This window comes from Streptomyces sp. NBC_01341 (assembly GCF_035946055.1).
Lineage (GTDB): Bacteria > Actinomycetota > Actinomycetes > Streptomycetales > Streptomycetaceae > Streptomyces.
The window spans coordinates 2,298,578-2,321,953 of record NZ_CP108364.1; the positions used below are offsets into that span (position 1 = coordinate 2,298,578).

The following is a 23,376-nucleotide window of genomic DNA, read 5'->3' on the forward strand; positions in this document are numbered from 1 at the left end:
GGATGCTGCTGGGGTTCGGAGAAGCAGAAGATGTCCGGCCATGGCGTCGTGCCATGGCGGCTTCTGACTCGCGGACCCTGGAGATCCCCGTGGACACCCCTGTCCTGCGGGCCGGTTGTGCATGCTCGTCGCCGCCGGCACGTACCTCGGAGCCGCTTCGGCTCCCCCGTCGCTCGTTCGTGAGCGACGGCGCCTGTCTGATGCTCAGGCCCTCCTGCAGCGCCTCCTCCCTGTCGGCGACCTACGCCGGAGAGGAGACGCAGTGACCACGCCCCCGTTCAAGCCGAGCGTCGCCCAGCAAACGGCCCTCGTCGAGCACCTCGTGAGCGCGGTGGTCACCGACGCGACAGGCGAGGCACAGGGCGACGTCTGCCTCGGTGAACCTCCCAGCGCGCGCTACTTCATGGAGAGCCTCGGCCCCCACGCCGTCGAGCCGGGCGGCGCCGCACCCAGGTATGGTCGGATGACTCCGGACAGCCTCGGGTTCGAGTTCGAGGCCGAGAACGCCAGCTCCGTCATGGTCAGGGCAAAGGCGTCGTTCTACTACTCGGCCCTGCCGACCCGAGCGGAGCAGTTGGAGTGGGCCGGCGACCGCGAGGAGCCGTACCGGCTGGCGCCGTTGTTCAGGCGACTTGACGTGGTGGTCGGCCCGGTGGAGATCGTCCTCGGTCAGGCCGGCCTCCGTCAGACTCTGGAGGCCGAGTTCCGGCACGCCTTCTCGGAGGCCGTCGAGCTGGCGCTCCGTGACCCGCGGATCGATCGTCGCGTGGGCAATGACCGCCGAGAGCGTCTGGTGCCCCCTGCAGCGATGGACGACGACAGGTCCTTCGAGCAGTGGCTGGCCCGAGAGGTGGCCGGGGATCCGGTGGTGCCGGCCCCCGCCGCACACGTCGTCATCACGTCGCGGCCGGTGGCCCCGGGGCGGCTCCGGGTGACCGCGACCCTGCAGAACCTCGCCGCGGACCCGGTCGTGACCGTCCAGGGAAAGGGCAGGAACGCAGGCCGCAGCCGCCGCGACGAGGCGAGGGACAACGCCCTGTTCCGCGCGGGGCTGGAGATCGACGGTGACCGTCTCCTGCCCATCGTGATGGATCTCGGTGCCGACGCCTACCGCTACTCGGGGGACCTGGGGGCGTACGCGAACAACTGCGGTGTCGAGCCGCGGTGGCACGACGGCCGGCTCGTCTCCGTCCGCAGCGTGCCCGTGCCGCAGCACGACACCCATCGCGCGGTGGCCCGTGCTGACGAACGCTGGGGCTACTCGGCGCTCGCTGCGGACCCGCTGCCGGTTCTGGAGGAGCTCGCCGACGAGATGGAGGCGTATCTCGACGCCCCCGCGTGGAGCACGGAGGACCTGCAGGACAGGCAGGAACTGGCCCGCCGGAAGGAGTCCGACCGCCAGGCCGCCGCGTTGGAGGTCGCCCGCTTCCGCGACGGCATCGTGTGGCTGCGGCGGGATGACCGTCTGCTGACCGCGTTCCAGCTCGCGAACGAGTCCATGACGGAGCTCAACACGCGGAGAAAGCGGCCGAACCGGGGGTGGCGCCTCTTCCAGCTCGTGGCCATCGTGAGCCAGCTCGGCGCCCTGGCCTGGCGGGAGCACCCCCAGGAGCTCTTCACGCCGGGACTCTGGGGTGACGACCAGGACGTGGATCCCACCGAAGCGGCGACCGTCGTCTGGTACCCGACCGGGGGCGGCAAGACGGAGGCCTACCTCGGCTTGGTCCTCGTGTGCATGTTCTACGACCGGACCAGAGGAAAGGAGGTCGGGGTCTCGGCCTGGTGCCGCTTCCCCCTCCGGCTCCTCACCCTGCAGCAAACTCAGCGGCAACTCGACGTCATTGCTGCCGCTGACATCGTCCGAGGCCGCAACGCCGACCGCATCAAGGAGGTCGGCGGCAATCCCGGGTGGCCCTTCTTCATCGGCTTCTACGCCGGCGGAGGCAACACCCCCAACTCGCTCACGTCCGATCGCACGCTCGACCGCCTTCGGTCGAGCGAGGCAGAGCGGCATGCGTACCGACTCGTACACGACTGCCCCTACTGCGGTGAACGGTCGGTACACATCCCGCCTCCCGATCCTCAGGAGCTCAGGCTCAAGCACGTCTGCGGCAACGAGCAGTGCGGGAAGATCCTGCCAATCGTCGTGGTGGACACCGAGATCTACCGCTACCTGCCCACGGTCGTGGTCGGCACCTTGGACAAGCTGGCCAACGTCGGACTGTCGGACAAGTTCGGCGCGCTCCTGGGGGACGTCGACTGCTGGTGCCCGCAGCACGGGTTCGGTCGGGGCGGGAAGTGCCACGAGCGCCACGCGCCCGGTCATCCGAAGACGGCTCCCGGGCCCCTGAAGGCACCTCTCTACGACCCCTCCCCCTCCCTGGAGATCATCGACGAACTGCACATGGTCAACGAGGAGCTCGGGGCCTTCTCGGGGCACTACGAAGGGCTCCTGGCGGAGGTGCAGCGCACCCTGACGTCGAGGCACCGGGCCGACGGGCGAGGAGTCCGCATGAAGGTGGTGGCGACGACTGCGACCATCCGGGGCGAGGACCGCCAGAGTGAGCACCTCTTCGGCCTCAGGTCCGTCGTGGTGCCCCTCCCGGGGCCCAACCTCGACGAGAGCTTCTACTGGCGCCTGGACCGAGGGCTCCCCCTCCGTCGATTCGTCGGGGTCATGCCGACCCGGGGGACCGCGGAGATGACGCTGGTAAGGATCTTGACCTCCGCACACCGAGCCCTGTGGAAGCTCGAGCAGCGCCGCAAACTCCCGCCAGCTTTCGAAGCGTGGCCGGAGGAGGAGCTTCGTGCGGTCGTCGACCTGTACCGCACGAGCCTCACGTACGCCACCACGCTCGTCGACTTCGGCCGTATCCGCCGCTCACTGGACACACAGGTCAACGAGGCGCTGCGCAGGGAAGGTTATCCGGACCTCCGAGTGGCCGAGCTGAAGAGCGAGACGCGCCTGGACGAGGTGCGTGGCGTCCTGGACGACCTGAGCAGCCCCAACGGCGAGACGGGCATGGTCGTGGCCACGAGCATGGTGAGCCACGGGGTCGACGTGGACCGACTGAACTTTATGCTGTTCAACGGCATGCCCAGGTCGATGGCGGAGTACATCCAGGCGTCCTCACGAGTCGGCCGCGCGCACCACGGACTCGTGTTCATGCTCTTCAACCCGGTACGGGAGCGGGACCGTTCGCACTACCGTTACCACGGCAAGTTCCACGAGTACCTGGACCGCATGGTCGAACCAGTGGCGATCAACCGTTGGAGCCGGTTCGCGGTACGCAGGACCCTTCCCGGAATCCTCATGGGTTATCTGCTCCAGATCGCCAACCGCGACTGGTGGCAGGCGGGCAATGCCCCAGGGCATCTGCACGACCTCTCCAAGATGCAGGCTGCTCTCCGTGACCCCGCCCGTGGCGGCTTGGACGGAGTCCAGCTGACCGAGCTGCTCGAGGCGCTCCACGCGGTCTTCCAGTCCCATCGACCGGAGGGACAGGAACTCCGGAGCGACTTGGAGGACATGGTGGAGCACGCGATCGCCAGCCTCCGCTCCGCAGGCGCCTCCGCCACCCTCGCCGGCGGAAACAACCGGGGGTACCGCGCGACAGGCGACTACCTAGGGCTCGAGTGTCGACCGATGACGAGTCTCCGCGACGTCTCCGAAGGCATCCCTTTCCACGTCGTGTCCGACAACCGGAGGTCGTGATGGCGTTCAACCCCAGGAACGACGAGATGTCACGCGACCGTGGCCAGGTCCTCTTCAGGTTCCGGCCCGGCCAGACCTTCGACCACCGTGGCGGGTACACCACGCAGGTGATCCAGCTCGGGCGTGACGAGGAGTTCGATGGTCCCTCCCTGGATCGTGACCACCTCGTGCAGGAGGCGATGAGGTTCGTTCGCAGATGGCGGACCGCCGGACGTGCGTTCGTCCCCGGTTCCGACCGCGCACCCGAGTTTCCCGGTGACCAGGACCGACTCGCCGATCGCCACTACGAGGTCGTGGTCCCGGGCAAGGTCTTCTGTCGCGTCTGGCCCCGGGTGGTGCGCTGCTCCAGGGCCGGGTGCGGGCACGTCTGGACGGCCGGCGACCCTCGGCCCGGAACCGACGACTGGCCGCCGGCCTGTCCGGCCTGCGGCGGCGTGGTCGGTAACCGGCAGCTCCAGTTCGTCTTCGCGCACAAGTGCGGTGAGACGTCGCCGATGTACCCCCCTAGCAAGTGCCCCAGGGGGCACACGCGGTTCAGGCTCGACGACCGCGCCAGTCGGTTCCGCGACTTCCGCTGGGAGTGCATGACCTGTGGCTTTCCTCTGGGGGTGCAGTGGAGCTGCAGCAACTCCTCGTGCAGCTACCCGGACAAGTTCATGAACCCCCTGCTTCACTCGGCGGGAACCGCGCACGTCGGCCACGGGCTCACCCTCGTGAACGTGACGACGACTGAGGAGGCGACCCGGCAGAGCAATCCGCTGTACACCGCGGCCGTGCTCGGCTGGTGGCTCGGGGAGATCACCGAGGACGAGTTCCGTCGGCTCACGGACGGGCACACGGTGGACGTCCCCGACGAGGTCGTGGAGAGCATCCGGGTGATGGAGGAGGCCGGTCTGCACGACCAGGCGCGTGCCCTGCGGGCACGCTTCATGCCTGTCGAGGTGGACCATCTGCGGGACCGGGTGGGCAAGGCCCTCGGGCTCGACGCAGGCAGTGACGACGCCCGTGGGCTCGCGGCCGAGCTGCACACCTACCGTCGCGTTCTCAATCTGGAACGCCTGGGGGTTCCCCGACTGCAGCGGGAAGCGCGCAACCCGGAGCGGCGCGCGCTCTACGAACGCTACCCCGGGGTCCTGGCAGCCGCCGGCCTCAGCCGTGACACCTGCCTGGTGAGTGATCTACCGATCACCTACCTCGCGATCGGCTACAGCCGAACCGGCTTCAGCCCCGAGGAGGCGGACCTGGTGCCCTACCGTGGTCGCGTGTCACGGGGTGCTCCCGAGAAGACCCTCCTCTACGCACACCCCACCCAGGCGGAAGCCCTGCTCTTCCCGGTGGACCGGGACCGGGTGAGCCGGTGGATGGTTCGAAACGATCTCGTCAGCCGACGCACGCTTGACGACGCCGGCGGAGTCGCCCAGTGGCTTGTACACCAGCTCGGTCCGAGTAACGGCCAGGCTCTCTCCCACGAGGTACGCCCCGCTCCGGGACACCCCGACCTCCCGGTGCACGAGCTGTTCGGACTGCTGCACTCCCTGTCGCACCAGATCCTGCGGGCACTGGCGGTCGACAGCGGGTACAGCGAGACGAGCCTGTCCGAGTACCTGTTCCCGTACGACCTGGCCTTCGCCGTCTACCCCAACGGGGGCAGCGACTTCAGCCTGGGCGCCATGAGGACCGTCCTGGAGCAGAACCTCGACGCGGTCGTGAGCCGTGCCGTCGACAACGACTCCTGCCTGTATGACCCCAACTGCATGATCACGAACGAGGGTGCCGACCACGGCTGCCTGCAGCTGCCCGAGACGGCCTGTCAGTCCTGGAACCGTAACCTCTCCCGCTGGCATCTCTTCGGTTCCCCGGACGGTTCAAGAGTCGGGTACTGGGACCCGAGTCTCTGAGCCCGACGGCCGTCCCCGACCCGCCCTGTCGACACGCAGGGCTCCCGACCACCGAAGTGCACGAGTGGAGCTCTGCGTGAGACCAGAACAGGACCTGCTGGGCGTCCTTGCCGAGGCCCGGGACCGGGCCCTAACCCTGCGCGGATGGGACTCCGGACCGGAGCGGATCTACGACCTGCTCCGGACCGCGACCAGAGTCCGCGCGATGGAGATCAGCTCAAGAGTCACGACGGACGTTCCGTGGGAAAGCGTTCTCGCGCAACTCGTCGCGTGGCATCACGACCAACCCGTCGGCACTGGTGCGTGCTCGGGCGGGGACGCCGACGAGATCGTCCTCGCTGCGGTGGCAGCCCAGCGGTTCGACCCCTTGGAGGCCAGCATCCGGAGCGGTGCCTACGACGTACGCATGACGAGAGGTGACTTCCGCGTGCGTCACCGCTGGGACGCCTCCGCCGAAGTGGCCGACATGATCCTCGAGCAGGACGCGCGTCCCAGGGGCGTACCCCTGCTCTCCGACGTGGAGCGGAAGTGGATCTCGTCCCGAGTCGTCGACTCTCGTAGCGGTCCACCGCCGGAGGTCCTCAAGGCAGCTGTCCAGCGGGCCGCTGCGACGATAGAGGTGTACCGGCAGTCGGTACCCGAGGGCCAGGTTCCCGACTCCTTCCAACTCGGAGAGGGGATGACCGCCGGTGACATGACCAGCGTCCTGGCGGTGATCATGGGAATCGCCTCTCTGAGCGAGCACACCGCGCACAGGCTCTCCCGTCTGGAGGCGACGCTCGCACACATGCCGACCTCCCAGCTGCTCGCCGCCATCGCGGAGATGTGCCCGAACGTGTCCGAGGCGCACCAGGCTCTGGTGGTGGAGAGACTCACCTACCGACCCGGCAGGTCCTGTAGGACCTCCCCTCTGATTAGCCACGACGACGTCGTGATCATCTGTCCACCCCTCCTGACGCCGAGGACCGTGGACGCGATCATGCTTCGCTCGGCCACTCATGCGCCTGGTGGGTTCGGCCGCATCGGAAGGGAGCAGGGTGCACGTGCAACGGCCTGGGCGGAGTGGCTGCGCGCCACCCCGGGCGCCCTGGTAGCCGAGCGCGTCCCGGCTGCCAGGACCGACGGCGGGTCTGCCGGCGATCTGGACGTGGTCGTCGTGGACCCGGTCCGTCGGCTCGGCCTCTGCCTCGAGATCAAATGGCCGATCGAAGCCCTGTCCCTGCACGAGGGCATGAAGGTCGAGAGCTGGATCACCTCTGCAGCAGGGCAGTTGGACCGTCTCAGAGGCGAGCTCCGATCGGGTGCCGCGAGTGCTCGTCTGCCGCGAAGCTGGCCCTCGTTCGACTCGATCAGCTGGACCTGGTGCGTCGGCACGCCGCAGCAGCTCACCACGCGCCCTCTTCCCGTTCCGGACATGCACGCCACCTCTCTCCGTTACGTGCAGGCGCTGGGGACGCCGCCCGACCTCGGTTCCCTGGTGGCCGCCCTGAGGAGCCCGGATCTTCCGGCCAGAGGGGTGCACTTCGACGTGCGGAAACGGTCGATCTCCTTGGGCCGACACCGAGTACACGTCGACGCGCTCGGGATACGCACGAGCTCTTGGCGCCCCCGCTTCGGGTAGCGAATCAACCTGGACATCGGCTGTCTGACGCGTCATGTGAACTCGTCCGGTCAACCAGCCGAACCACTAAGAGCACGGTGCTTGTGCGTCCTCTCGGGACGGCGATACATCCCCTGCAGGTAGCCATGCCGGTGGATAATCATATCCATCACCAGAACTCGGAAGTAGGCTGGAAAATCGGCGTGACGTACGACATCGCGGCTCCGGAGCCGGCGGGCCTGGTCGCCTCCCTCAGTTCTCTCGGGTACTCGCTTCCTGCCGCCATCGCGGACCTCGTGGACAACAGCATCTCCGCCGGGGCGTCAACGGTCGACGTCGAGTTCACCTGGGCCGGAATGGACTCGTGGATCGCCGTCGCAGACGACGGTGCCGGGATGACGGCCGAGGACCTCGTGACCGCCATGACCGTCGCCGCGCGCGGCCCCGCGGCAACACGCAGTGCCACCGATCTCGGGCGTTTCGGCGTGGGTCTCAAGTCCGCGTCCTTCTCCCAGGCCCGGCAGCTCAGCGTCGCCACCGCGAGGTCCGGCGAATGGCACGTGCGCACCTGGGACCTCGACGTCGTCGAGACCTCCGGTCAGTGGCGGCTGCTCCGCGGCGCGGACGAGGCGACGACCGAACTGCTGGAGCGGATCCGGGGGACGGCGGACCACGGGACGGTCGTGTTGTGGCGGCGCCTGAACGGCTACCACGGCGGCGCGGTGACGGTGGAGGACGAACGGACCCAGAAGCAGTTCTACGCGGAGTCCGCGCGCACCGAGTCCCACCTGGGGATGGTCTTCGCGCGGTTCCTCACCGGAGGCAGCCGGCTCAACCTCCGGGTGTCCGGTACCCCCGTCACGCCCTGGGATCCCTTCCTCGCCCGCCACCCGTCCGTACAGCCACTTCCCGTCGAGCGCCTGCCGCTGGGATCGGGTTCCGTACGGGTGGAGGCGTTCGTCCTCCCGAGCGCTCAGAGGCTCACCCCGGACGAGTACGAGAAGGCCGGAGGCCCACGTGGATGGCTGGACCAGCAGGGGTTCTACGTCTACCGCCGGAACCGTCTGATCCTGGCGGGCGACTGGCTCGGACAACGCGGGCTACGCCGCGAGGAGAAGTACAACCTGGCCCGGATCGCCGTGGACATCCCCGCCGAGACCGACGTCGAGTGGATGGTCGACGTGCGGAAGTCCAGCGTCGTGCCGCCCGTCGCCCTTCGTTCCCACCTGCGACGCATCGCCCTGCAGGCCAGGAGACGAGCCTCCGACGTGCTGCGGCACCGCGGGCAGATCGCGGCGCGCACGCACGGGGACCCGCTGCTGTACGCGTGGAACGTGCGTCGGTCCGAGGACCGGGTCACCTGCCGGGTCAACCGTGGTCATCCCCTCGTGAAGGCGGCGCTGCGTGCTGGCGGTGCGAGCCCGGACGACGTTCGTGCCCTGATCCGCCTGCTCGAGGAGACCGTGCCGGTCACCGCCCTCCGTGTGATGCACGAGACGGACACCAGCGACGACCCCGAGCCCTTCGGCGGCCCCGGTCCCGCCGACGCAGGGGCCATGGAGGTCGCACAGCGGATCTACGAGGCGTTGGTCTCGGACGGCCGTTCCCCTGCGGCCGCCCGCGAACGCCTGCGGACCATGCCCCCCTTCGACCAGATGCAGGGCTTCTGGAACGGGTGAGGCCGTTGTCAGTGTCCGCGCGTAATCTGCCCCATGCCGTTCCCGCTCAGCCGGAGGTCTGCCGTGAGTTCCACCCCTGACAACTCGTCGGAGTCCCTTGCCAAGGCCCGTCGTCTGGTGCTGGCACTGCTGTCGCAGGACCGTCAGCCGTCGCCGGAGGAAGTGCAGAACGCGGTGACCGTCATCTTCGGGATGCTCGCCGGCCAAGGCGAGGTTCTCGACCGTGACCAACTGGCCAAGGAGATCGAGGTCCTGACAGCCGTGTTCCAGGAAGGCTCTTCCGGCCTGGACAGCGACAGCGGACACGAACCGTGGCTGCCGGAGGCGAAGAACGACCGGGCATGGGACTTCTGGGAGCGCTACCGGCGCTACCTGGAGGACGTACGCAGCCTCCCCCCGCTAGTCGTTCGTCGGCTGGACCAGAGCACAGACGAGGTCCTGAGTCAGCTCGAGGACCCTCGCCGAGTCGGCTCCTGGCGTCGGACGGGTCTGGTCATCGGTCAGGTGCAGTCAGGAAAGACCGGCCAGTACATCGGTCTGGCCGCGAAGGCGGTGGACGCGGGATACCAGTTCGTAGTGATCCTCGCCGGCATCCACAACGACCTCCGGAGCCAGACCCAGCTCCGTGTCGACGAGGGGCTGCTCGGGTTCGATACACAGCACCAGCAGCGGTCCAACCAGAACGGGAAGTCCCGCCTCATGGGTGCCGGACGGATGCCGGGGGTCAAGAAGCTCGACATCGCGTCCCCCACCAACAGCTCGGAGAAGGGTGACTTCGGCCGCCAGGCCGCCAACGCCGTCAACTTCCCGCTCGGCCGCTTCCCGGTGGTCCTCGTCGTCAAGAAGCACTGGAGGATTCTGGAGTACCTGCGAACGTGGGTGACCGAGGTTCAAGGCACCGAGGACGAGACGGGGAACAAGGTCGTACGCGACATTCCCCTGTTCGTCATCGACGACGAGGCGGACAACGCCTCCATCAACACCGAGCGCGACCCCGACGCGGACCCGACCAAGACGAACGGCGCGATCCGCGAGCTCATGAAGAGCTTCGAGAAGTCGGCGTACGTCGGGTACACCGCCACTCCCTTCGCCAACATCTACATCGACCCCGACGTCAACCACGTCGAACTCGGAGCAGACCTCTTCCCCGACAGCTTCATCCGCACGTTGCCCTCGCCGACCAACTATCTTGGTCCGGAACGCGTGTTCGGGCTCCGGACCGACAACGACGACGAGGAGGACGTTCCTCCTCTGCCCCTCGTGCGACCCGTAGCCGACTCGGAGAGCTGGATCCCGAGCAAGCACAAGTCCTCGTTCGTCCCCTCCGACGACCTTCCGCAGTCCCTCCGCGACGCGATCGACTCGTTCGTCATCGCCAGCGCCGCCCGGAGGGTACGGGGACAGACGAAGGTGCACAACTCCATGCTCGTGCACGTCACCCGCTTCACGGCAGTCCAGGGGATCGTCCGCGACCAGGTGGATGACTACCTGCGCCTCCTCGTGGACTCTCTCCGTGACCGATACGGGCAGGCAGCACAACGCACGGCCGGGCTCCGGGCCCTGTGGGAGGGCGACTTCGCACCCACGACAGACCACTTCCCTGCGGACGAGGCCCGGCGCGTCACCTGGGACGACGTGTCGAACCAGCTGATGCCCGCGCTGCGGAAGATCGTAGTAAAGACAGTGAACGGCGCCTCTCGCGACGCCCTGGACTACTACGAGCACCGCCGGACCGGTCTCTCGGTCATCGCGATCGGGGGCCAGAAGCTCTCCCGGGGCCTCACTCTGGAGGGGCTGACCGTCAGCTACTACCTGCGTACCTCCACCACGTACGACACCCTGCTCCAGATGGGACGCTGGTTCGGATACCGACCGGGGCACGAGGATCTCTGCCGTCTGTACACCACGCCCGACCTGCAGGCGAAGTACATCGAGGTGACCGCTGCGACCGACGAACTGCGTCGCGAGGTCGAGGAGATGGCGGCGCTGGACCTCAGCCCGAGGAACTTCGGACTGAAGGTCCGTGCCTCGTCACTCGGGCTCGCCGTCACGGCCGCCAACAAGATGCGCCAGGGCACGAAGGTCATGCTCAGCTACTCCGGGGAGGGGCCGGAGACGGTGATCTTCAAGCTCTCCGACGGGGTCCCCGAGCACAACCTCAAGGTCCTCGAGGAGTTCGTCCGGAGACTCGAAGCCCGCTCCACAGGGAGGCAGGAGACGACGGGTGCCAACGTGACATGGTCACAGGTGACCTCCGACGCCGTCGTCGACTTTCTCAACCGTTACGAGACGGACCGCATGGCGCAGAGAGTCCGCCCCCGCTTCATCGCGAAGTACATCGAACAGTGCACGGCCGTCGGAGAGCTTCCGGAGTGGACGGTGGTGCTCGTCGGGAAGAGGGCGTCCACGGACTACCAGAACGTCTCCGGTCACGAGGTGGGACCCGTGGAGCGCACGGCGCTGAACGACACCGAGAGGGACGGCCGGCACACGATCCGTCGTCTGCTCAGCCCTCCCGACGAGCACCTCGACCTCGAGAAGGACCAGATTCTGGCCGCCCTCCAGGCGACGCAGAAGGCGGCGGCCATCAAGAAGCGTGAGAAGGTGCCCCAGACCCCTTCAGGTGATCATCTCCGATGGCAGCGACGACCCGACCAGGCGTTGCTGCTCATCTACCTCGTCGAACGGCCCGCGTCCGAGAACGCCTCCCCTCAGTCGCCGCTCGTTGGCTTCAAGGTGAGCTTTCCGCTCTCGAAGCACCAGTCCGACACCGAGTACGTCGTCAACAGCATCTGGCAGCAGGAGGGCCTCGACGCCCTGGACGAAGAGGGGGACGGGGAGTGACCATCACGGAAGCCGAGTGGTGCGACCTCGAGGCGCCTCAGACCGCCCAGGGGCGATCCAGCATCCGCCTGTACCCCGACGCCCCGTTGGACGTCTTCCTGTCCGTCTCCCACCCGGCGCACCGACGGATGCTCGTACTCAGGACCGACGCACGCTCCGCGGACCACATCGTGCGCTCCGTGACCCGCCTGCCCAGCGCGGCGGGCCTGGAGATGAACCTGAGTGCCGTGTCGCGGCTCGAGTACGAGCTGCAGGTGGTCCTCACCGCGGACGAGCACCGCGAGGTGTTCAACCCCCTCGTCACCGACGTCGCCGACACCGTCAGGGGAGCTCCCGGAGCCGCGGCAGCCCTGACCGCGGCCGTGGAGCGGTTCGAGCGTTGGCAGGACCTTCTTCGCTCCGTGGGCAAGGACGGTCTCGGTCCCGAGGCCCGTCGCGGGCTCGTCGGCGAGCTCCTGTTGCTGCGCGACCGCGTCCTGCCAGTCGTCGGGGCGTCCGAAGCCGTCAGCTCCTGGTCCGGACCGAGCGGGGCCAACCAGGACTTCCACCTGCCCGCCGTGGCCATCGAGACGAAGGCCAGCACGGCCAAGCGCCCCCGCAACATCCGTATCGCGAGCGAACGCCAGCTGGACGGCACGGGGACGCCCTCACTCCTGTTGTCCTTGGTCATGCTCGACGAACGTCGTGGTGGTTCCGGCGAGAGTCTGAACCGCGTGGTGGACCGCGTACGCGAGCAGCTGACGAGCACGGCCGTACGCGCCGACTTCGACGGCCGGCTCGTGAGGGCCGGCTATCTCCCGAGCCACCGGGACCTGTACGAGGAGCCTCGGTACACCCTCCGAGACCTGCGTTCCTGGCACGTACGGGACGAATTTCCGAGGCTCGTCGAAGCCGACCTGCCCGAGGGAGTGGGCGACTGCACGTACAGCCTGAGCATCTCGGGGCTGGACCGGTACCGTGCCACGGCCGACGAGGTGACCGCACTCATCGGGGGGACCCATGCCTGAACTCGACCTGTACCAGTACGCCCACGACGTCGTCGTCGACGTCCAAGCCACGGCCGAGGCCGAGGGGACGACCACTCCCGAAGTCTTCACGCGACGCGTGTTCGAGGACCTGGAGAAGGGCGGCATCGCCTCCAACACGTTCAGCGCCTACCACGGTTCGCACGGTCACCTGGTCCACGGCTACGGCATCGGGGACACGGGTGAGTGCCTCGACCTCTTCGTCACGGACTTCGACGTGGAGCCGCTGGCTTCCAAGCTCACGAAGGGCTTGGTCGAGTCCTACTTCAGACGGCTCCTCACGTTCGTCCGTCGCTGCCGGGACGGGCTGCGCCAGCACATCGACGAGTCCTTCGACGTCTACGACATGTGCGCGGCGGTGGAGAAGTCCCTCACCGAGGTACAGCGAGTTCGGCTCTTCCTGCTAAGTAACCGTGTCAGCACCGGCACCGCGGTGCCACCCACCGACTTCGACGGCCTCCCGGTGACCCACGAGGTGTGGGACCTCGCGCGCCTGCACCGTCACGAGACCTCCGGCAGCATCAGCGAACCCATCGTCGTCGAGTTCGTCCCGCCGCTGCCATGCGTCGCAGCACCCAGCAGCGAACCCGACCACTCGGTGACCATGACCGTGATTCCCGGCCAGAGGCTGGCCGAGCTGTACGGGGAACACGGGACCAGGCTCCTCGAACTGAACGTCCGCTCCTTCCTACAGGCCCGTGGGACCGTCAACCGCGGCATCCGGGAGACACTTCTGAACTCCCCCGGAAGGTTCCTGGCGTACAACAACGGCATCACGGCCACCGCTTCGCAGGTCGACTTCGCTCACGACGCCGAAGGCAGACCGACCGGTGTCCGCCGCGTGCACGGACTGCAGGTCGTGAACGGCGGTCAGACGACAGCCTCACTGCACTACGCGAGAAGCCGTGACAAGGCGGACCTGTCGCACGTGTCCGTTCAGATGAAGCTGACGGAAGTGTCCCCCGAGCGTCTGTCGGAGATCGTCCCGATGATCTCCGAGTACTCCAACACCCAGAACCGGGTGACGATGGTCGACTTCAGCTCGAACCACGAGTACCACGTGGCCGTGCAGCGGATCACCCGCTCCCTGTGGGCGCCGGCCACGGACGGCAGCGGCCAAGAGGTCCACTGGTTCTACGAGCGGGCGCGCGGCCAGTACACTGACGAGTTGGCCAAGGCCCGGACTCCGGCGAGGCAGCGCGCCTTCAAGAAGCTCAATCCGACCAACCGGAAGTTCACGAAGGCGGACCTGGCGAAGTACTGCAACTCCTGGAACCACCTCCCGTTCCAGGTCAGCCGTGGCGCACAGAAGAACTTCGTCGCGTTCATGGACCGCATCGACGAGGCGACCCCGCATGTCGACGTCCAGTACTGCCAACGTGTGATCGCCATGGCCGTCCTCTTCAAAGCGGTCGACCGCATCGCGGCGAGCCACGAGGCCGGGAGCTACAAGAGCATGATCACGGCGTACACCGTGGCCCGTCTGTCGCTCGCGACGAATCAGCGCATCGACCTGGACAGGATCTGGCGGGAGCAGCAGATCTCCCCCGCGGTCGAGGCGGCGATCGACGACCTCTGCCCCAGGGTGATGCGCGTGGTGACCAGGCCGCGTGAGGGAAACCACGTGGGCGAGTGGGCGAAGAAGGTCGTGTGCTGGGACGCGGTCTCCCGCGTGCCATGGTCCGTGCCCGCCGACCTGAAGGCGGAGCTCCTCGAGCATCCGTTGGACGAGAAGACTCTCGCAGGGGGCTCAGGAGGTAGCCAGGGCGCCTGCGACGAGGTGGCGTCGATCCCGGCGGACGAGTGGTACGCCGTCGAGCGGTGGGCGAAGGAGACACGCAATCTCGTGCCCGCCCAGCGGCAGCTGGCACAGTACGTCGGCAGACGACTCGAACTCGGTCAGGGGATCCCGGAGCCGCAAGCGGTTCAGGCGCTACACGCACGCAACAGGGCTCTGTCCCTCGGGTTCGTCTCGGAAGCCTGAGCCTGGCAGCTCGTCGGCCTCAGAGCTTCCCGCGTTCGAGGAGATCCCTCATGGCGTCCTCGGCGCGACGGAGCACGATCCGTCCGTCTCCGTCGCTGAAGGCCAGAAGATCCGACCCAGGGGCGATGCCGGCCTCTGCGAGCAGGCCAAGGGGAAGCTCGACCCGGCCGCGGTCGTCGACACGGAGTTCTGCTGGTTCACGAAGCATGGGACGAGTGTGGCACTCTCGCCCTTATAGGAGCGACGTCGGCCTGGGGACAAACCATGGCAGCAGATGAGGAAGCTGCCCTCAAGGGATGGGTCCGCACCGAACAGAGCGGCCACCTGCGCGGTCGGCGCTCCCGGGACACCAAACCCGAAGTCGCCCTGCGGCGGGCCGTGCACCGGCTCGGCCTCAGGTTCCGGCTACAGCGCAAGGTGGCCGCCCGCTGCACGGCGGACTTCGTTCTGCCCAGGCACGGCGTCGCGGTGTTCGTCGACGGGTGCTACTGGCACGGGTGCCCGGTCCACGGCCCGAAGGCGTTCCGCGGTCCGAACGCCTCCCTGTGGACCGCGAAGATCAAGACCAACAAGGAACGGGACCGTCGGAACACCGCTGCGGCCGAAGCTGCCGGGTGGACCGTCGTCCGTGTCTGGGAGTGCGAGATCCGGACGGACGTCGAGGGCGCTGCGCTCAGCGTCGCCCGACGGTGCGCCCAGCCTGACGCGACTGGGCGGGCACCGTCTCCCGATCGTTCATCTCGCTCGGCACCTCCGTAAACAGGTGATCGCCCGAGAGACTTTCCCTGTCAGCGCAGTACTGGCTGAGAGGACAGGCATCACAGACAGGCTCCTTGGCCCTGCAGATACTGGTCCCGATGAGACGGAGCGCTGCCATGCGTAGGGGCGCGTCCTCGCCTGCCCCGACGAGCTTCACCAGGTCCACTCGACCGTCGCTGAGCCTGTTCGTACGGTCCGAAGCGCTGCCGTGGAGACGAGCGGCGACGCGGAGTGCACCCTGCCCGACCCACAGAAGGTCCTCCGCGATCAGCAGCCGGTAGACCGTCGCCTCCGCCGGCTTCAGCATCAGGGACTCGCGGACCTTCTTCTCGTCCTCCCAGGCGCTGGACTCGCCGACCATCACCGAGAGCCGGGCGACCCGGGCCTTGGCAGCCTCGGTCGGCGCAGCCGTGGTGAGCGCCTCCAGTGAGGCCGTGTTCAGTGACGTCAGCCCCCGTACGATCTCGACCATCGCCGACAACTGGGCGGGCTGCATCCTGGTCCCGGACAGTATGGCCACCACGGCAGCTTGCAAGCCTGACATGTGCCTGCCCGGCAGCTGATACCAGTGCTCCGCGTCACGTTGTCCCCGGGCCCAAGCGGTCAGGTCCTCTCGCACCGTCCGCCAGTGAGGTCGGAGTCCACCCTCAGCCGACTGCCCGTCACCTACCGGCAGCAGCGCCTCGGCCGCCGCCTCACCCAGGAGAGGCGGCACCGCGTTACCGATCTGACGGAAGGCGTCACTGCGCGTGCCCGCGAAGCGGAACTTGTCCGGGAAGGTCTGCACCCGTGCCGACTCCCGCACGGTGAGGGTGCGTGGCTGCTCCTGGTCGGGGTGGATGTACCAGTAGCCGTCCTTGGCGATGTGGGCGGTGATCGACCTGCTGAGATCCGACCAGTCGAGCTTCTTGTACTTGTCCGTAAAGTGGTCGGCCTTGTAACGCTGCAGTTCCGGCGAGATCTGCGAGTACAGGGTGGTGGAGTCCATGCTGGAGAAGATCTCGGCGTCGTCCGCCCGGACCCGTCGGGTCATGTGGTCCCACACCCGGTCCTTACGCGCCCACTTACGCATGTCCTGAGCGAACTTGGAAAGCTCGGACGGTTCCTCGTACGGGAGTTCGCGCTCCCCGACACGCTCGGTGGGCACGACAGGCAGCACCGGCAGGTCACCGATAGCGTCACGCAGCGTGGTCCGCTGATCGTGCTCCAGCTCCTGCCGCCACGAGAAGCACTCCACGTCGTTCCTCGCGAGCAGGATCAGCCGCTTCCTGTGTTGCGGAACGCCGTACTTCCACGCATCGACGAGACGGACCTGCGTCGCGTATCCGAGGTCCTCCAGCTGCTCCTCGATGGTGCGTACCACGAAGAAGTCGTCGCCGAGACCCATGTCCGGCACGTTCTCCATGAGGACCGCACGTGGCCGGAGGCGTTTCACGACGTCGAGGTAGGCGCTCCACAGCTCCTTGCGGCGATCATGGGGATCGCGGCCGTGATGCTCCACGAGACTGCGGATCTTGCTCCGGCCAGCCCTGCTGAACGGCTGGCATGGCGGGCCTCCGGCCACCAAGTCGATCTTGGCGGGCGCCAGCATCTCGACGAGCTTGTCACGCTCGTCAGGATTACCCAGATCCATGTGGAGACTCATGCCCGGGAAGTTCGCCGCGTGCGTCTGGAGCGCCCGCTCGTTGAAGTCGACCGCAGCTGCGACCGTCCACCCGGCTCGCTCCAGCCCGAGACTCAGTCCACCCGCTCCAGAGAAGAGGTCGACGGCCAGACGCTTGTCAGCACCGAAGCCACCGAGCCACTTGCCGAAGTTCTCGGGCTTGCAACTGTTCCTGTGGCGCCTGAGCTCCAGACAGTCGCTCCGCTCCAGAGGCACCCCATAGTGCTGCCTGCGCACTGCGCCAACCTCCATCGGACGAGAAGAACGAGCACCAGGAGATCACACAACCTCTGGCAAGATCAAGAATCCGACGTCCACCTCGGATGACTGGATCGATGAGGACGCCACAGGCGCCCCGAGAATATTACGCGGCGCCCATCCCTGTATGGGAAAGCAACCCCCCAGTAACACCGGAGAGGGTCAACCATACGGACAAACACCGACAAGACCATCAGAGCTCTCGCCAGTCGAGATTCATGTCATCGCCTCTCCCGCGGGCTCGGCTCTCGCCCCGAGGCGATGTCGGCGTCCTGCACTCGGCCAATCCCATGGTCGAGCTGCCTGCCCTTCCCGCTGCCCGACGCGGAATACCCGCAGCGTCCTCTTACTTGCACCTCTATAGCGAACACGGGAGGGGGCGCCGGGGTGGCCGAGCTGATGATGTTCCGACGGGACGCGGACGGTCGGGATGTCGAGCTGTCCAGTGCAACGGTGGCGCTGGAGGTGGAGCTGCAGCGGCGGGTCGAGGCCGGCCTGGAGCAGATGCTGGGTGTTCGTTTCCTGGCCTCGGAGTATCCGACCGGGCCTTGGCACCGGGGGCGGATCGACACCCTGGGACTCGATGAGAACGGCAGCCCGGTAGTGATCGAGTTCAAGAAGGGCTCGGACAGCGGGGTGATGTCCCAGGCTGTCTCCTACCTGTCCTGGCTGGAGTCGGCGCACCACGAGTTCGAGGCGCTCGTGCGGAAGGTGCTGGGGGCGGAGGCCGCCGAGTCCGTCGACTGGCGTCGTCCGCGGATGATCTGCATCGCGGCGGGCTTCTCGCACCACGACCGGGTGGCGGTGCAGAGGTTGCCCGAGCGGATCGACCTGGTGCGCTACCGGATCTTCGACGGTGGCCTGCTGGGGCTGCTGCTCGTGGACTCCGCGACCGGCTTCCCGAGCGCTGCCTCGTCTCGCCGGGGCCGGGAGCGGGCACCCGTGGCGGACAGCGTGCCGACGGCTTCGGCGGTCTCTCCGCCTGCGGGTGGAGGAACGGTGCCGGAGTGCCTGCGGAACCTGTATGCGGAGTTGGACGAGGCGCTCACAGCGTGGGGCGAGGTGGAGGTGGCGTCGCTGCGGCACTACATCGCCTACCGGCGGTTGGTGAACGTGGCGTCGGTGATCTTCCGTCCGAAGCACGAGGCGATCCTGGTGTACCTCAGACTCGACCCGGACGCGGTCGAGCTGGAGGAGGGCTTCACCCGGGACATGCGCGGTATCGGGCACCTCGGGACCGGTGACCTAGAGGTGCGTATCGTCTCGGCAGCCGACTTGGAGAAGGCGGCGCCGCTGATCCGGCGGGCGTTCGAGGCAGCCTGACGTAACAGGAGGGGCGGCTGGTGCATCGGTTAGTCGATGCTCCGGCCGCCCCTTTGGCGTCTGTGGGCCGCCGGCCCTGGCCTCTTTTCGCTCTCACGCTCATGCCTCCGGTCCGGCCAGCTCGAAGTCGTCCTTCGTCAGTTCCGCTCGGAGCCGCTCCTCGGCGACGTCGGCGTAGTGCGCGGACAGCTCGACGCCCACGAAGCGGCGTCCCTCGCGCAGGGCCGCGACCCCGGTGGAGCCGCTGCCGGTGAACGGGTCGAGGACGGTGCCGCCCTCGGGGCACACCTGGACGAGCTGCTGCATGACCTCGACCGGCTTCTGGGTGATGTGAACCCGGCCCTTGCGGGGCTGGGAGGCGATGTAGTGGCCCGGCAGGTAGAGATCGCGGGTGTTGTCGAGGGAGCCCTTGACGCCCCAGATGATGAACTCCGAGTCCTGCTTCGGCCCGCCCTTGCGGGGCCGACTGGACGGCTTGATCCACGGAATCGTGCCGCTCCAGGTCCATCCCGCCATCTGCAGGGCGTCGGAGGTGGTCGGCTCCTGTCGCCAGTCGGTGAAGACCATCGCGACCGCGTGCTCGGTCGAGGCCCGGTACGCCTCGGTGAGCAGTTCGGTGAGCCAGGAGCGGTAGGAGCGCTGGTCGCGGTTTTCGCCGGGGAAGTTGGCGAGGTCGTGCGCCGAGTTACTCGTGACGTACTTGGCGCGAGCGGTGCGGCCGGTTCGATCGGAGCTGGTGCGGCCTCCGGAGTTGTACGGCGGGTCGGTGATCACCGCCTGGACGCTCTCGTCCGGGAGGGACTTCAGGACGGTCAGGGCGTCGCCTCGGTGCAGCGTGTAGCTCATCTAGCGAGTTGGCGCACCGCCGAAACCGAGGAGGGGGACTTGCGTGCCTTTGCCAGAAATCGACGAGAGCCGACTTCGCACATCATGTGAGGAGCAGGTTGATCTACTGTCCCTGCCACACCGCTTCAGCACGCGTGATTTGCGTGACGCGATAGCAGATCTCCGCGGCAAGCCGATCGTCATGGCGCCGCTGAATACGCTCGGCGCAGTCGACGCGCCATGTGGGATAAGGATCGAAACCCCGACGGTCGACCTCCTTTACTACGAGGAAGGTACGTCTATCCACCACCAGAGACACATCCTGACTCACGAGCTGTGCCACGTGTACTACGACCACCCGGGGAGTCTGGAGGTCGACACGGACATGGCCCGCATCCTCGGTGTGAACCCCACGCTGGTGACGCGCATGTCCGGGCGCACGAGCTACCCGACGGCCGACGAACGGGAAGCGGAGATGATGGCGACGGTCATCCGCCAGCGCATCTACCGCGAGCGTGAATCTCCCTCTCTGCGGCCGAAGAAGGGGCCGGACAGCTGGGACGCACTCTTTGCCCAGCCCATCAGGAAGCGGCGGTTCCGCTCACGATGAACACCGTCTTCCTCGGCATGGCCTCCCTGCTCGCTGCGGCTTCCGGCTACTGGGTGCTCGGGCGAGGCACGCCACGTCCGACCGGGACGTGGGCCATGGGTGCGCTCCTCGCCTCGTTCGCCTTGGCCTTCGCCTCCTACGCACCGCTGTTCGAGGACGCTGCCGAGACGGCAGTACCGCACGTCGCCCGGTTGCTGAGCAACTGCGCCTCGGTGGCAGCCGCCACGGCAGTCCTGGCCGTCTCCTTCCAGCTCAACCTCGAGCCCGCAGAGGCACAGCGCCGGATCCGACTGCGCCTCTTCCTCCTCGCTGGGTCGGCCTTCGGCATGACCATCCTGTTCGCCTACGAGCAGATGGCCCACCGCTCTCCGCAGGCGTACGCGCTCTACCTGCTCCTGTACATCTCCTACCTGGGCTTCGCCGTCGTCGACTTCCTGGTGCAAGTCGTGCGCCAGTCGAAGTCAACGCGCCGCAGCAGCGTACGAATCGGTCTCCGGTTGGCAGCGGTTGGCTGCGGATTCGCGCTCGTCTACACGGCGTACAAGCTGACGCGGCTCCTCGATCTGGGTCTGGGTCTCCACCTCATACCCGCCCACCCGGAATGCTCGTCACTCGTGACCATGCCGTGCGTCTTCAGCGTGACCTCGCCAGCGCTCGCCGTCCTCCTGATCTGCCTCGGCCTCACTCTGCCTGCTGTGGTCTACCCGCTCAGCCAGGCCCGCCGCCGCCGATGGGAGGCGCAGTCTTTCGAGGCGCTTGACTCCCTCTGGCAGGACCTCTCAGCTGCGATGCCCGAGATCGTCCTGACCGCCGCAGACGATGCCCAGGACTCTTCGAATGACTCGGACTTCCTGCTCCAGCGGCGGGTCATAGAGATCAGCGACGGCAGCCTCGCCCTTCGGGCGTTCCGACCCCGTGCAGTACAGGAGGCGGCCCAGGACGCTTTCGGCACTGGGACAGAGGAACGTGCTGCGGCAGTCGAGGCGGCTGTCGTGAAGGCGGCGCTGGCCGGCTTGAAGACAGGCCGCGTCGCCGACGACGTCGCCCCGCCAGCCGCGGGTGCCGCCTCCCGGAAGGATCTGCGGGCAGCCACGGAGTGGCTCCTTCTGGTAGCTGACGCTTACGTCAACCGTGTCGGGCGTGTCAGAGACGATGGCCGACCAGAACTGGTTGGAGCCTGAGAGCATGACCGACCCGACGCAGGACCCCCGCTTTACCCAGGACCCCTACCCCACGTACGCGGCTATGCGGTCCACGTGTCCGGTACAGCCCGTGCCCGCGGGCTCCGGCGGGCGTACCAGTTACCTCGTCACCGGCTACGCGGAAGCCCGGGAAGCCCTCGGCGACGCTCGGCTGTCGAAGGACACAGCCGCATTCTTCGCCGGTAAGGGCACACAGCGTCGGCTACACCCTGCGGTGGCTCACACCATGCTCGCCAGCGACCCACCGCAGCACACCCGTCTGCGCAAGCTGGTAACCAAGGCGTTCACGACCGGAGCCGTCACGAAGCTCCGTCCCTTCATTGCCCAGGTCACCGAGGAGCTGCTGGATCAGTGGCCCGTCGGCGAGCAGTTCGACTTCGTGGCCGGCCTCGCGGTCCCCCTACCGGTCCTGGTGATCTGCGAGCTACTCGGAGTACCGGAGGGAGACCGGTCCGACATCCAGCGGTGGTCCGCAGAACTGTTCGCGGCGGGAAGACCTGACGTCGTCGACGCGGCCTCGCATTCGATGGCCGATTACATGACCAGCCTTATCGCCGCCAAGCGCCTGTCCCCCGGTACCTCTTTGCTTGACCGGCTCATCTCGGCTCGCGACGGAGACGATCACCTGAGCGAGGAAGAACTGGTTTCTCTCGCGGTGCTGCTGCTCGTAGCCGGGCACGAGACCACCACCAACTTCCTCGGCAACGCCGTCCTGGCGCTGCTTCAGCACCCGGGACAGCTGCAGCGTCTTCGGGAGAATCCAGACGACGTCCCTGCTGTGCTCGACGAACTGCTTCGGTTCGAGTCCCCTGTCAGTACAGCCACATTCCGCTTCACCACCGAAGCGGTCAGGCTCGGCGGCACGGACATCCCGGCCGGTGTACCGGTGCTGGTCGCTCTCGGAGCAGCCAACCGGGACCCGAAACGGTTCCCCTCGCCGGACATTCTCGACCTGGAGCGAGACACCGCTGCCCATCTCAGCTTCGGCCACGGCATCCACCGCTGCGTCGGCGCTCCTCTCGCCAAGGCCGAGGCTGAGATCGCCCTTCGGATGATCCTGACGCGGTTCCCCGAGGTTCGACTTGCCGTTCCGTCTGATCGACTGGCGTGGCGGCACACCCGTCTCGTTCGCGGGCTCGCGTCGCTCCCTGTCCTGGTGTAGCCGCTCGCCAAGCCATCGGCAGACCGTCTGCTCGCCGTACGCGCGGAAGTCATGTTTCTGCGTCGGGGCGAGCAGGATGCTGGCTCGCGCCAAATCTTCTGGAGTCCCCACCGCTATGCCATCGTCCGCGACAAACGGATTGGGCTCGTTCATCCCGCGTCCCCAGACAGGGGGGCGGGATGATCAGGACTGCTCGGCGGCGACCTTCCGCAGCCAGCGGTGCGTCTGGCGCCGGTTGGCCAGTAGCACCACATCGGCGCCGGAGCCGAACTCCTCGATCTTCGCCATCACGCGGGGTCGCATCTTGCGCCGATACGTGGCGACGTACTTGATCACGCCCCAGTGGATGCGGTTGTGCACTCCGTTGCCCTTGTGCCCGGCCCCGTGTCGGAGCTGCCGGGAGAAGATCCCGTACAGGGCCGCCCCGGTCGACACGTCCATCAGGACCACCGTGTCGCAGGCTTCGAGCCGTACCTGCAGCGTCGAGTTGTAGTTGCCGTCAATCACCCACCGCGGCTGCGCGACCAGCTCGCGCTGCACGTCGGTGAACTTGTCCGTGGGCAACGCGTTCCACTCGTCGTCGTAGAACGCGGCGTCGAGGTGCGTCACCGGGGCGTCGAGGATCCTGCCCAGCTCGCGGGCCACGTGGGACTTGCCACTGCCTCCGCAGCCGACGATGGCGACCTTCCTCATGGTGCTCCAGCGTAGAGAGGTTGAGGTGATCGGCGAGCCAACTCGCGGGCCGTGCTGTGTCTGGCCTCTCTCCTGCCTGTTCAGTTCGTCGCTCAGAGAGCCCTCTACTGACGATGAGCGTCGCCACGCGCCCTGG

Annotated in this window: 16 protein-coding genes; 12 read left to right on the forward strand and 4 right to left on the reverse strand. The window is 67.4% G+C overall.

The window, feature by feature from the left end; all coding sequences use genetic code 11:
• Nucleotides 1-262: 262 nt before the first annotated feature.
• From OG206_RS09750 to OG206_RS09780, 7 genes are all read left to right on the forward strand, one after another.
• The gene (locus OG206_RS09750) at nucleotides 263-3,715 is read left to right on the forward strand and encodes a helicase-related protein (protein ID WP_327114338.1); all 3,453 of its coding nucleotides are present in this window, start codon (nucleotides 263-265) and stop codon (nucleotides 3,713-3,715) included.
• Nucleotides 3,715-5,613, forward strand: a complete 1,899-nt coding sequence (locus OG206_RS09755; protein WP_327114340.1) for a hypothetical protein — start codon at nucleotides 3,715-3,717, stop codon at nucleotides 5,611-5,613. The genes OG206_RS09750 and OG206_RS09755 overlap by 1 nt, the downstream gene beginning before the upstream one ends.
• A gap of 76 nt (nucleotides 5,614-5,689) precedes the next feature.
• Entirely contained in the window at nucleotides 5,690-7,234 is a 1,545-nt protein-coding gene (locus tag OG206_RS09760; RefSeq protein ID WP_327114342.1) for a hypothetical protein, read from the forward strand.
• A gap of 182 nt (nucleotides 7,235-7,416) precedes the next feature.
• Complete coding sequence (locus OG206_RS09765) at nucleotides 7,417-8,892, forward strand: ATP-binding protein (RefSeq protein WP_327114344.1); 1,476 nt, start codon at nucleotides 7,417-7,419, stop codon at nucleotides 8,890-8,892.
• 63 nt (nucleotides 8,893-8,955) lie between these two features.
• Nucleotides 8,956-11,736, forward strand: coding sequence for a Z1 domain-containing protein (locus tag OG206_RS09770; protein ID WP_327114346.1), 2,781 nt, complete (start codon nucleotides 8,956-8,958; stop codon nucleotides 11,734-11,736).
• Nucleotides 11,733-12,743: a PD-(D/E)XK motif protein gene (locus OG206_RS09775; protein WP_327114348.1), complete on the forward strand. Its 1,011-nt coding sequence runs from the start codon at nucleotides 11,733-11,735 to the stop codon at nucleotides 12,741-12,743. The genes OG206_RS09770 and OG206_RS09775 overlap by 4 nt, the downstream gene beginning before the upstream one ends.
• A complete protein-coding gene (locus OG206_RS09780; protein ID WP_327114350.1) occupies nucleotides 12,736-14,745 on the forward strand; it encodes an AIPR family protein in 2,010 nt (669 codons plus the stop codon). The genes OG206_RS09775 and OG206_RS09780 overlap by 8 nt, the downstream gene beginning before the upstream one ends.
• A 19-nt stretch (nucleotides 14,746-14,764) precedes the next feature.
• Here the strand turns inward: OG206_RS09780 and OG206_RS09785 are convergent, their stop codons facing one another.
• Complete coding sequence (locus OG206_RS09785; protein WP_327114352.1) at nucleotides 14,765-14,953, reverse strand: AbrB/MazE/SpoVT family DNA-binding domain-containing protein; 189 nt, start codon at nucleotides 14,951-14,953, stop codon at nucleotides 14,765-14,767.
• 56 nt (nucleotides 14,954-15,009) lie between these two features.
• On the opposite strand from OG206_RS09785, the gene OG206_RS09790 reads away from it, so the two are divergent.
• The gene (locus OG206_RS09790) at nucleotides 15,010-15,504 is read left to right on the forward strand and encodes a very short patch repair endonuclease (protein WP_327114354.1); all 495 of its coding nucleotides are present in this window, start codon (nucleotides 15,010-15,012) and stop codon (nucleotides 15,502-15,504) included.
• On the opposite strand, the gene dcm is transcribed toward OG206_RS09790, so the two are convergent.
• On the reverse strand, nucleotides 15,419-17,419 hold the full coding sequence (gene dcm / locus OG206_RS09795) for a DNA (cytosine-5-)-methyltransferase (protein WP_327114356.1): 2,001 nt from the start codon (nucleotides 17,417-17,419) through the stop codon (nucleotides 15,419-15,421). The two genes, OG206_RS09790 and dcm, sit on opposite strands and share 86 nt — an antisense overlap.
• A 393-nt stretch (nucleotides 17,420-17,812) precedes the next feature.
• Between dcm and OG206_RS09800 the strand changes: the two genes are divergently transcribed.
• Complete coding sequence (locus OG206_RS09800) at nucleotides 17,813-18,748, forward strand: DUF5655 domain-containing protein (RefSeq protein WP_327114358.1); 936 nt, start codon at nucleotides 17,813-17,815, stop codon at nucleotides 18,746-18,748.
• 99 nt (nucleotides 18,749-18,847) lie between these two features.
• Here OG206_RS09800 and OG206_RS09805 read toward each other — a convergent pair whose 3' ends face one another.
• Nucleotides 18,848-19,594, reverse strand: coding sequence for a DNA-methyltransferase (locus tag OG206_RS09805; RefSeq protein WP_047471334.1), 747 nt, complete (start codon nucleotides 19,592-19,594; stop codon nucleotides 18,848-18,850).
• Nucleotides 19,595-19,733: 139 nt separating this feature from the next.
• Between OG206_RS09805 and OG206_RS09810 the strand changes: the two genes are divergently transcribed.
• From OG206_RS09810 to OG206_RS09820, 3 genes are read left to right on the forward strand one after another with little or no spacing between them, the layout of a single operon-like run.
• Entirely contained in the window at nucleotides 19,734-20,183 is a 450-nt protein-coding gene (locus OG206_RS09810; RefSeq protein WP_327114371.1) for a regulator component, read from the forward strand.
• Nucleotides 20,180-21,364: an MAB_1171c family putative transporter gene (locus OG206_RS09815; RefSeq protein WP_327114373.1), complete on the forward strand. Its 1,185-nt coding sequence runs from the start codon at nucleotides 20,180-20,182 to the stop codon at nucleotides 21,362-21,364. The genes OG206_RS09810 and OG206_RS09815 overlap by 4 nt, the downstream gene beginning before the upstream one ends.
• Before the next feature lie 4 nt (nucleotides 21,365-21,368).
• Entirely contained in the window at nucleotides 21,369-22,547 is a 1,179-nt protein-coding gene (locus OG206_RS09820; protein ID WP_327122223.1) for a cytochrome P450 family protein, read from the forward strand.
• A gap of 183 nt (nucleotides 22,548-22,730) precedes the next feature.
• Here OG206_RS09820 and OG206_RS09825 read toward each other — a convergent pair whose 3' ends face one another.
• Nucleotides 22,731-23,240 (reverse strand): topology modulation protein, encoded by a 510-nt coding sequence (locus OG206_RS09825; RefSeq protein WP_327114375.1) that lies wholly within the window; start codon nucleotides 23,238-23,240, stop codon nucleotides 22,731-22,733.
• Between the last annotated feature and the right edge of the window lie 136 nt (nucleotides 23,241-23,376).

Bases quoted from the DNA above. Each gene is read 5' to 3' on its own strand.
- OG206_RS09755 (WP_327114340.1), top strand. From the start codon at position 3,715: ATGGCGTTCAACCCCAGGAACGACGAGATGTCACGCGACCGTGGCCAG.
- OG206_RS09780 (WP_327114350.1), top strand. From the start codon at position 12,736: ATGCCTGAACTCGACCTGTACCAGTACGCCCACGACGTCGTCGTCGAC.
- OG206_RS09785 (WP_327114352.1), bottom strand. From the start codon at position 14,953: ATGCTTCGTGAACCAGCAGAACTCCGTGTCGACGACCGCGGCCGGGTC.
- OG206_RS09790 (WP_327114354.1), top strand. From the start codon at position 15,010: ATGGCAGCAGATGAGGAAGCTGCCCTCAAGGGATGGGTCCGCACCGAA.
- dcm (WP_327114356.1), bottom strand. From the start codon at position 17,419: ATGGAGGTTGGCGCAGTGCGCAGGCAGCACTATGGGGTGCCTCTGGAG.
- OG206_RS09805 (WP_047471334.1), bottom strand. From the start codon at position 19,594: ATGAGCTACACGCTGCACCGAGGCGACGCCCTGACCGTCCTGAAGTCC.
- OG206_RS09815 (WP_327114373.1), top strand. From the start codon at position 20,180: ATGAACACCGTCTTCCTCGGCATGGCCTCCCTGCTCGCTGCGGCTTCC.
- OG206_RS09820 (WP_327122223.1), top strand. From the start codon at position 21,369: ATGACCGACCCGACGCAGGACCCCCGCTTTACCCAGGACCCCTACCCC.
- OG206_RS09825 (WP_327114375.1), bottom strand. From the start codon at position 23,240: ATGAGGAAGGTCGCCATCGTCGGCTGCGGAGGCAGTGGCAAGTCCCAC.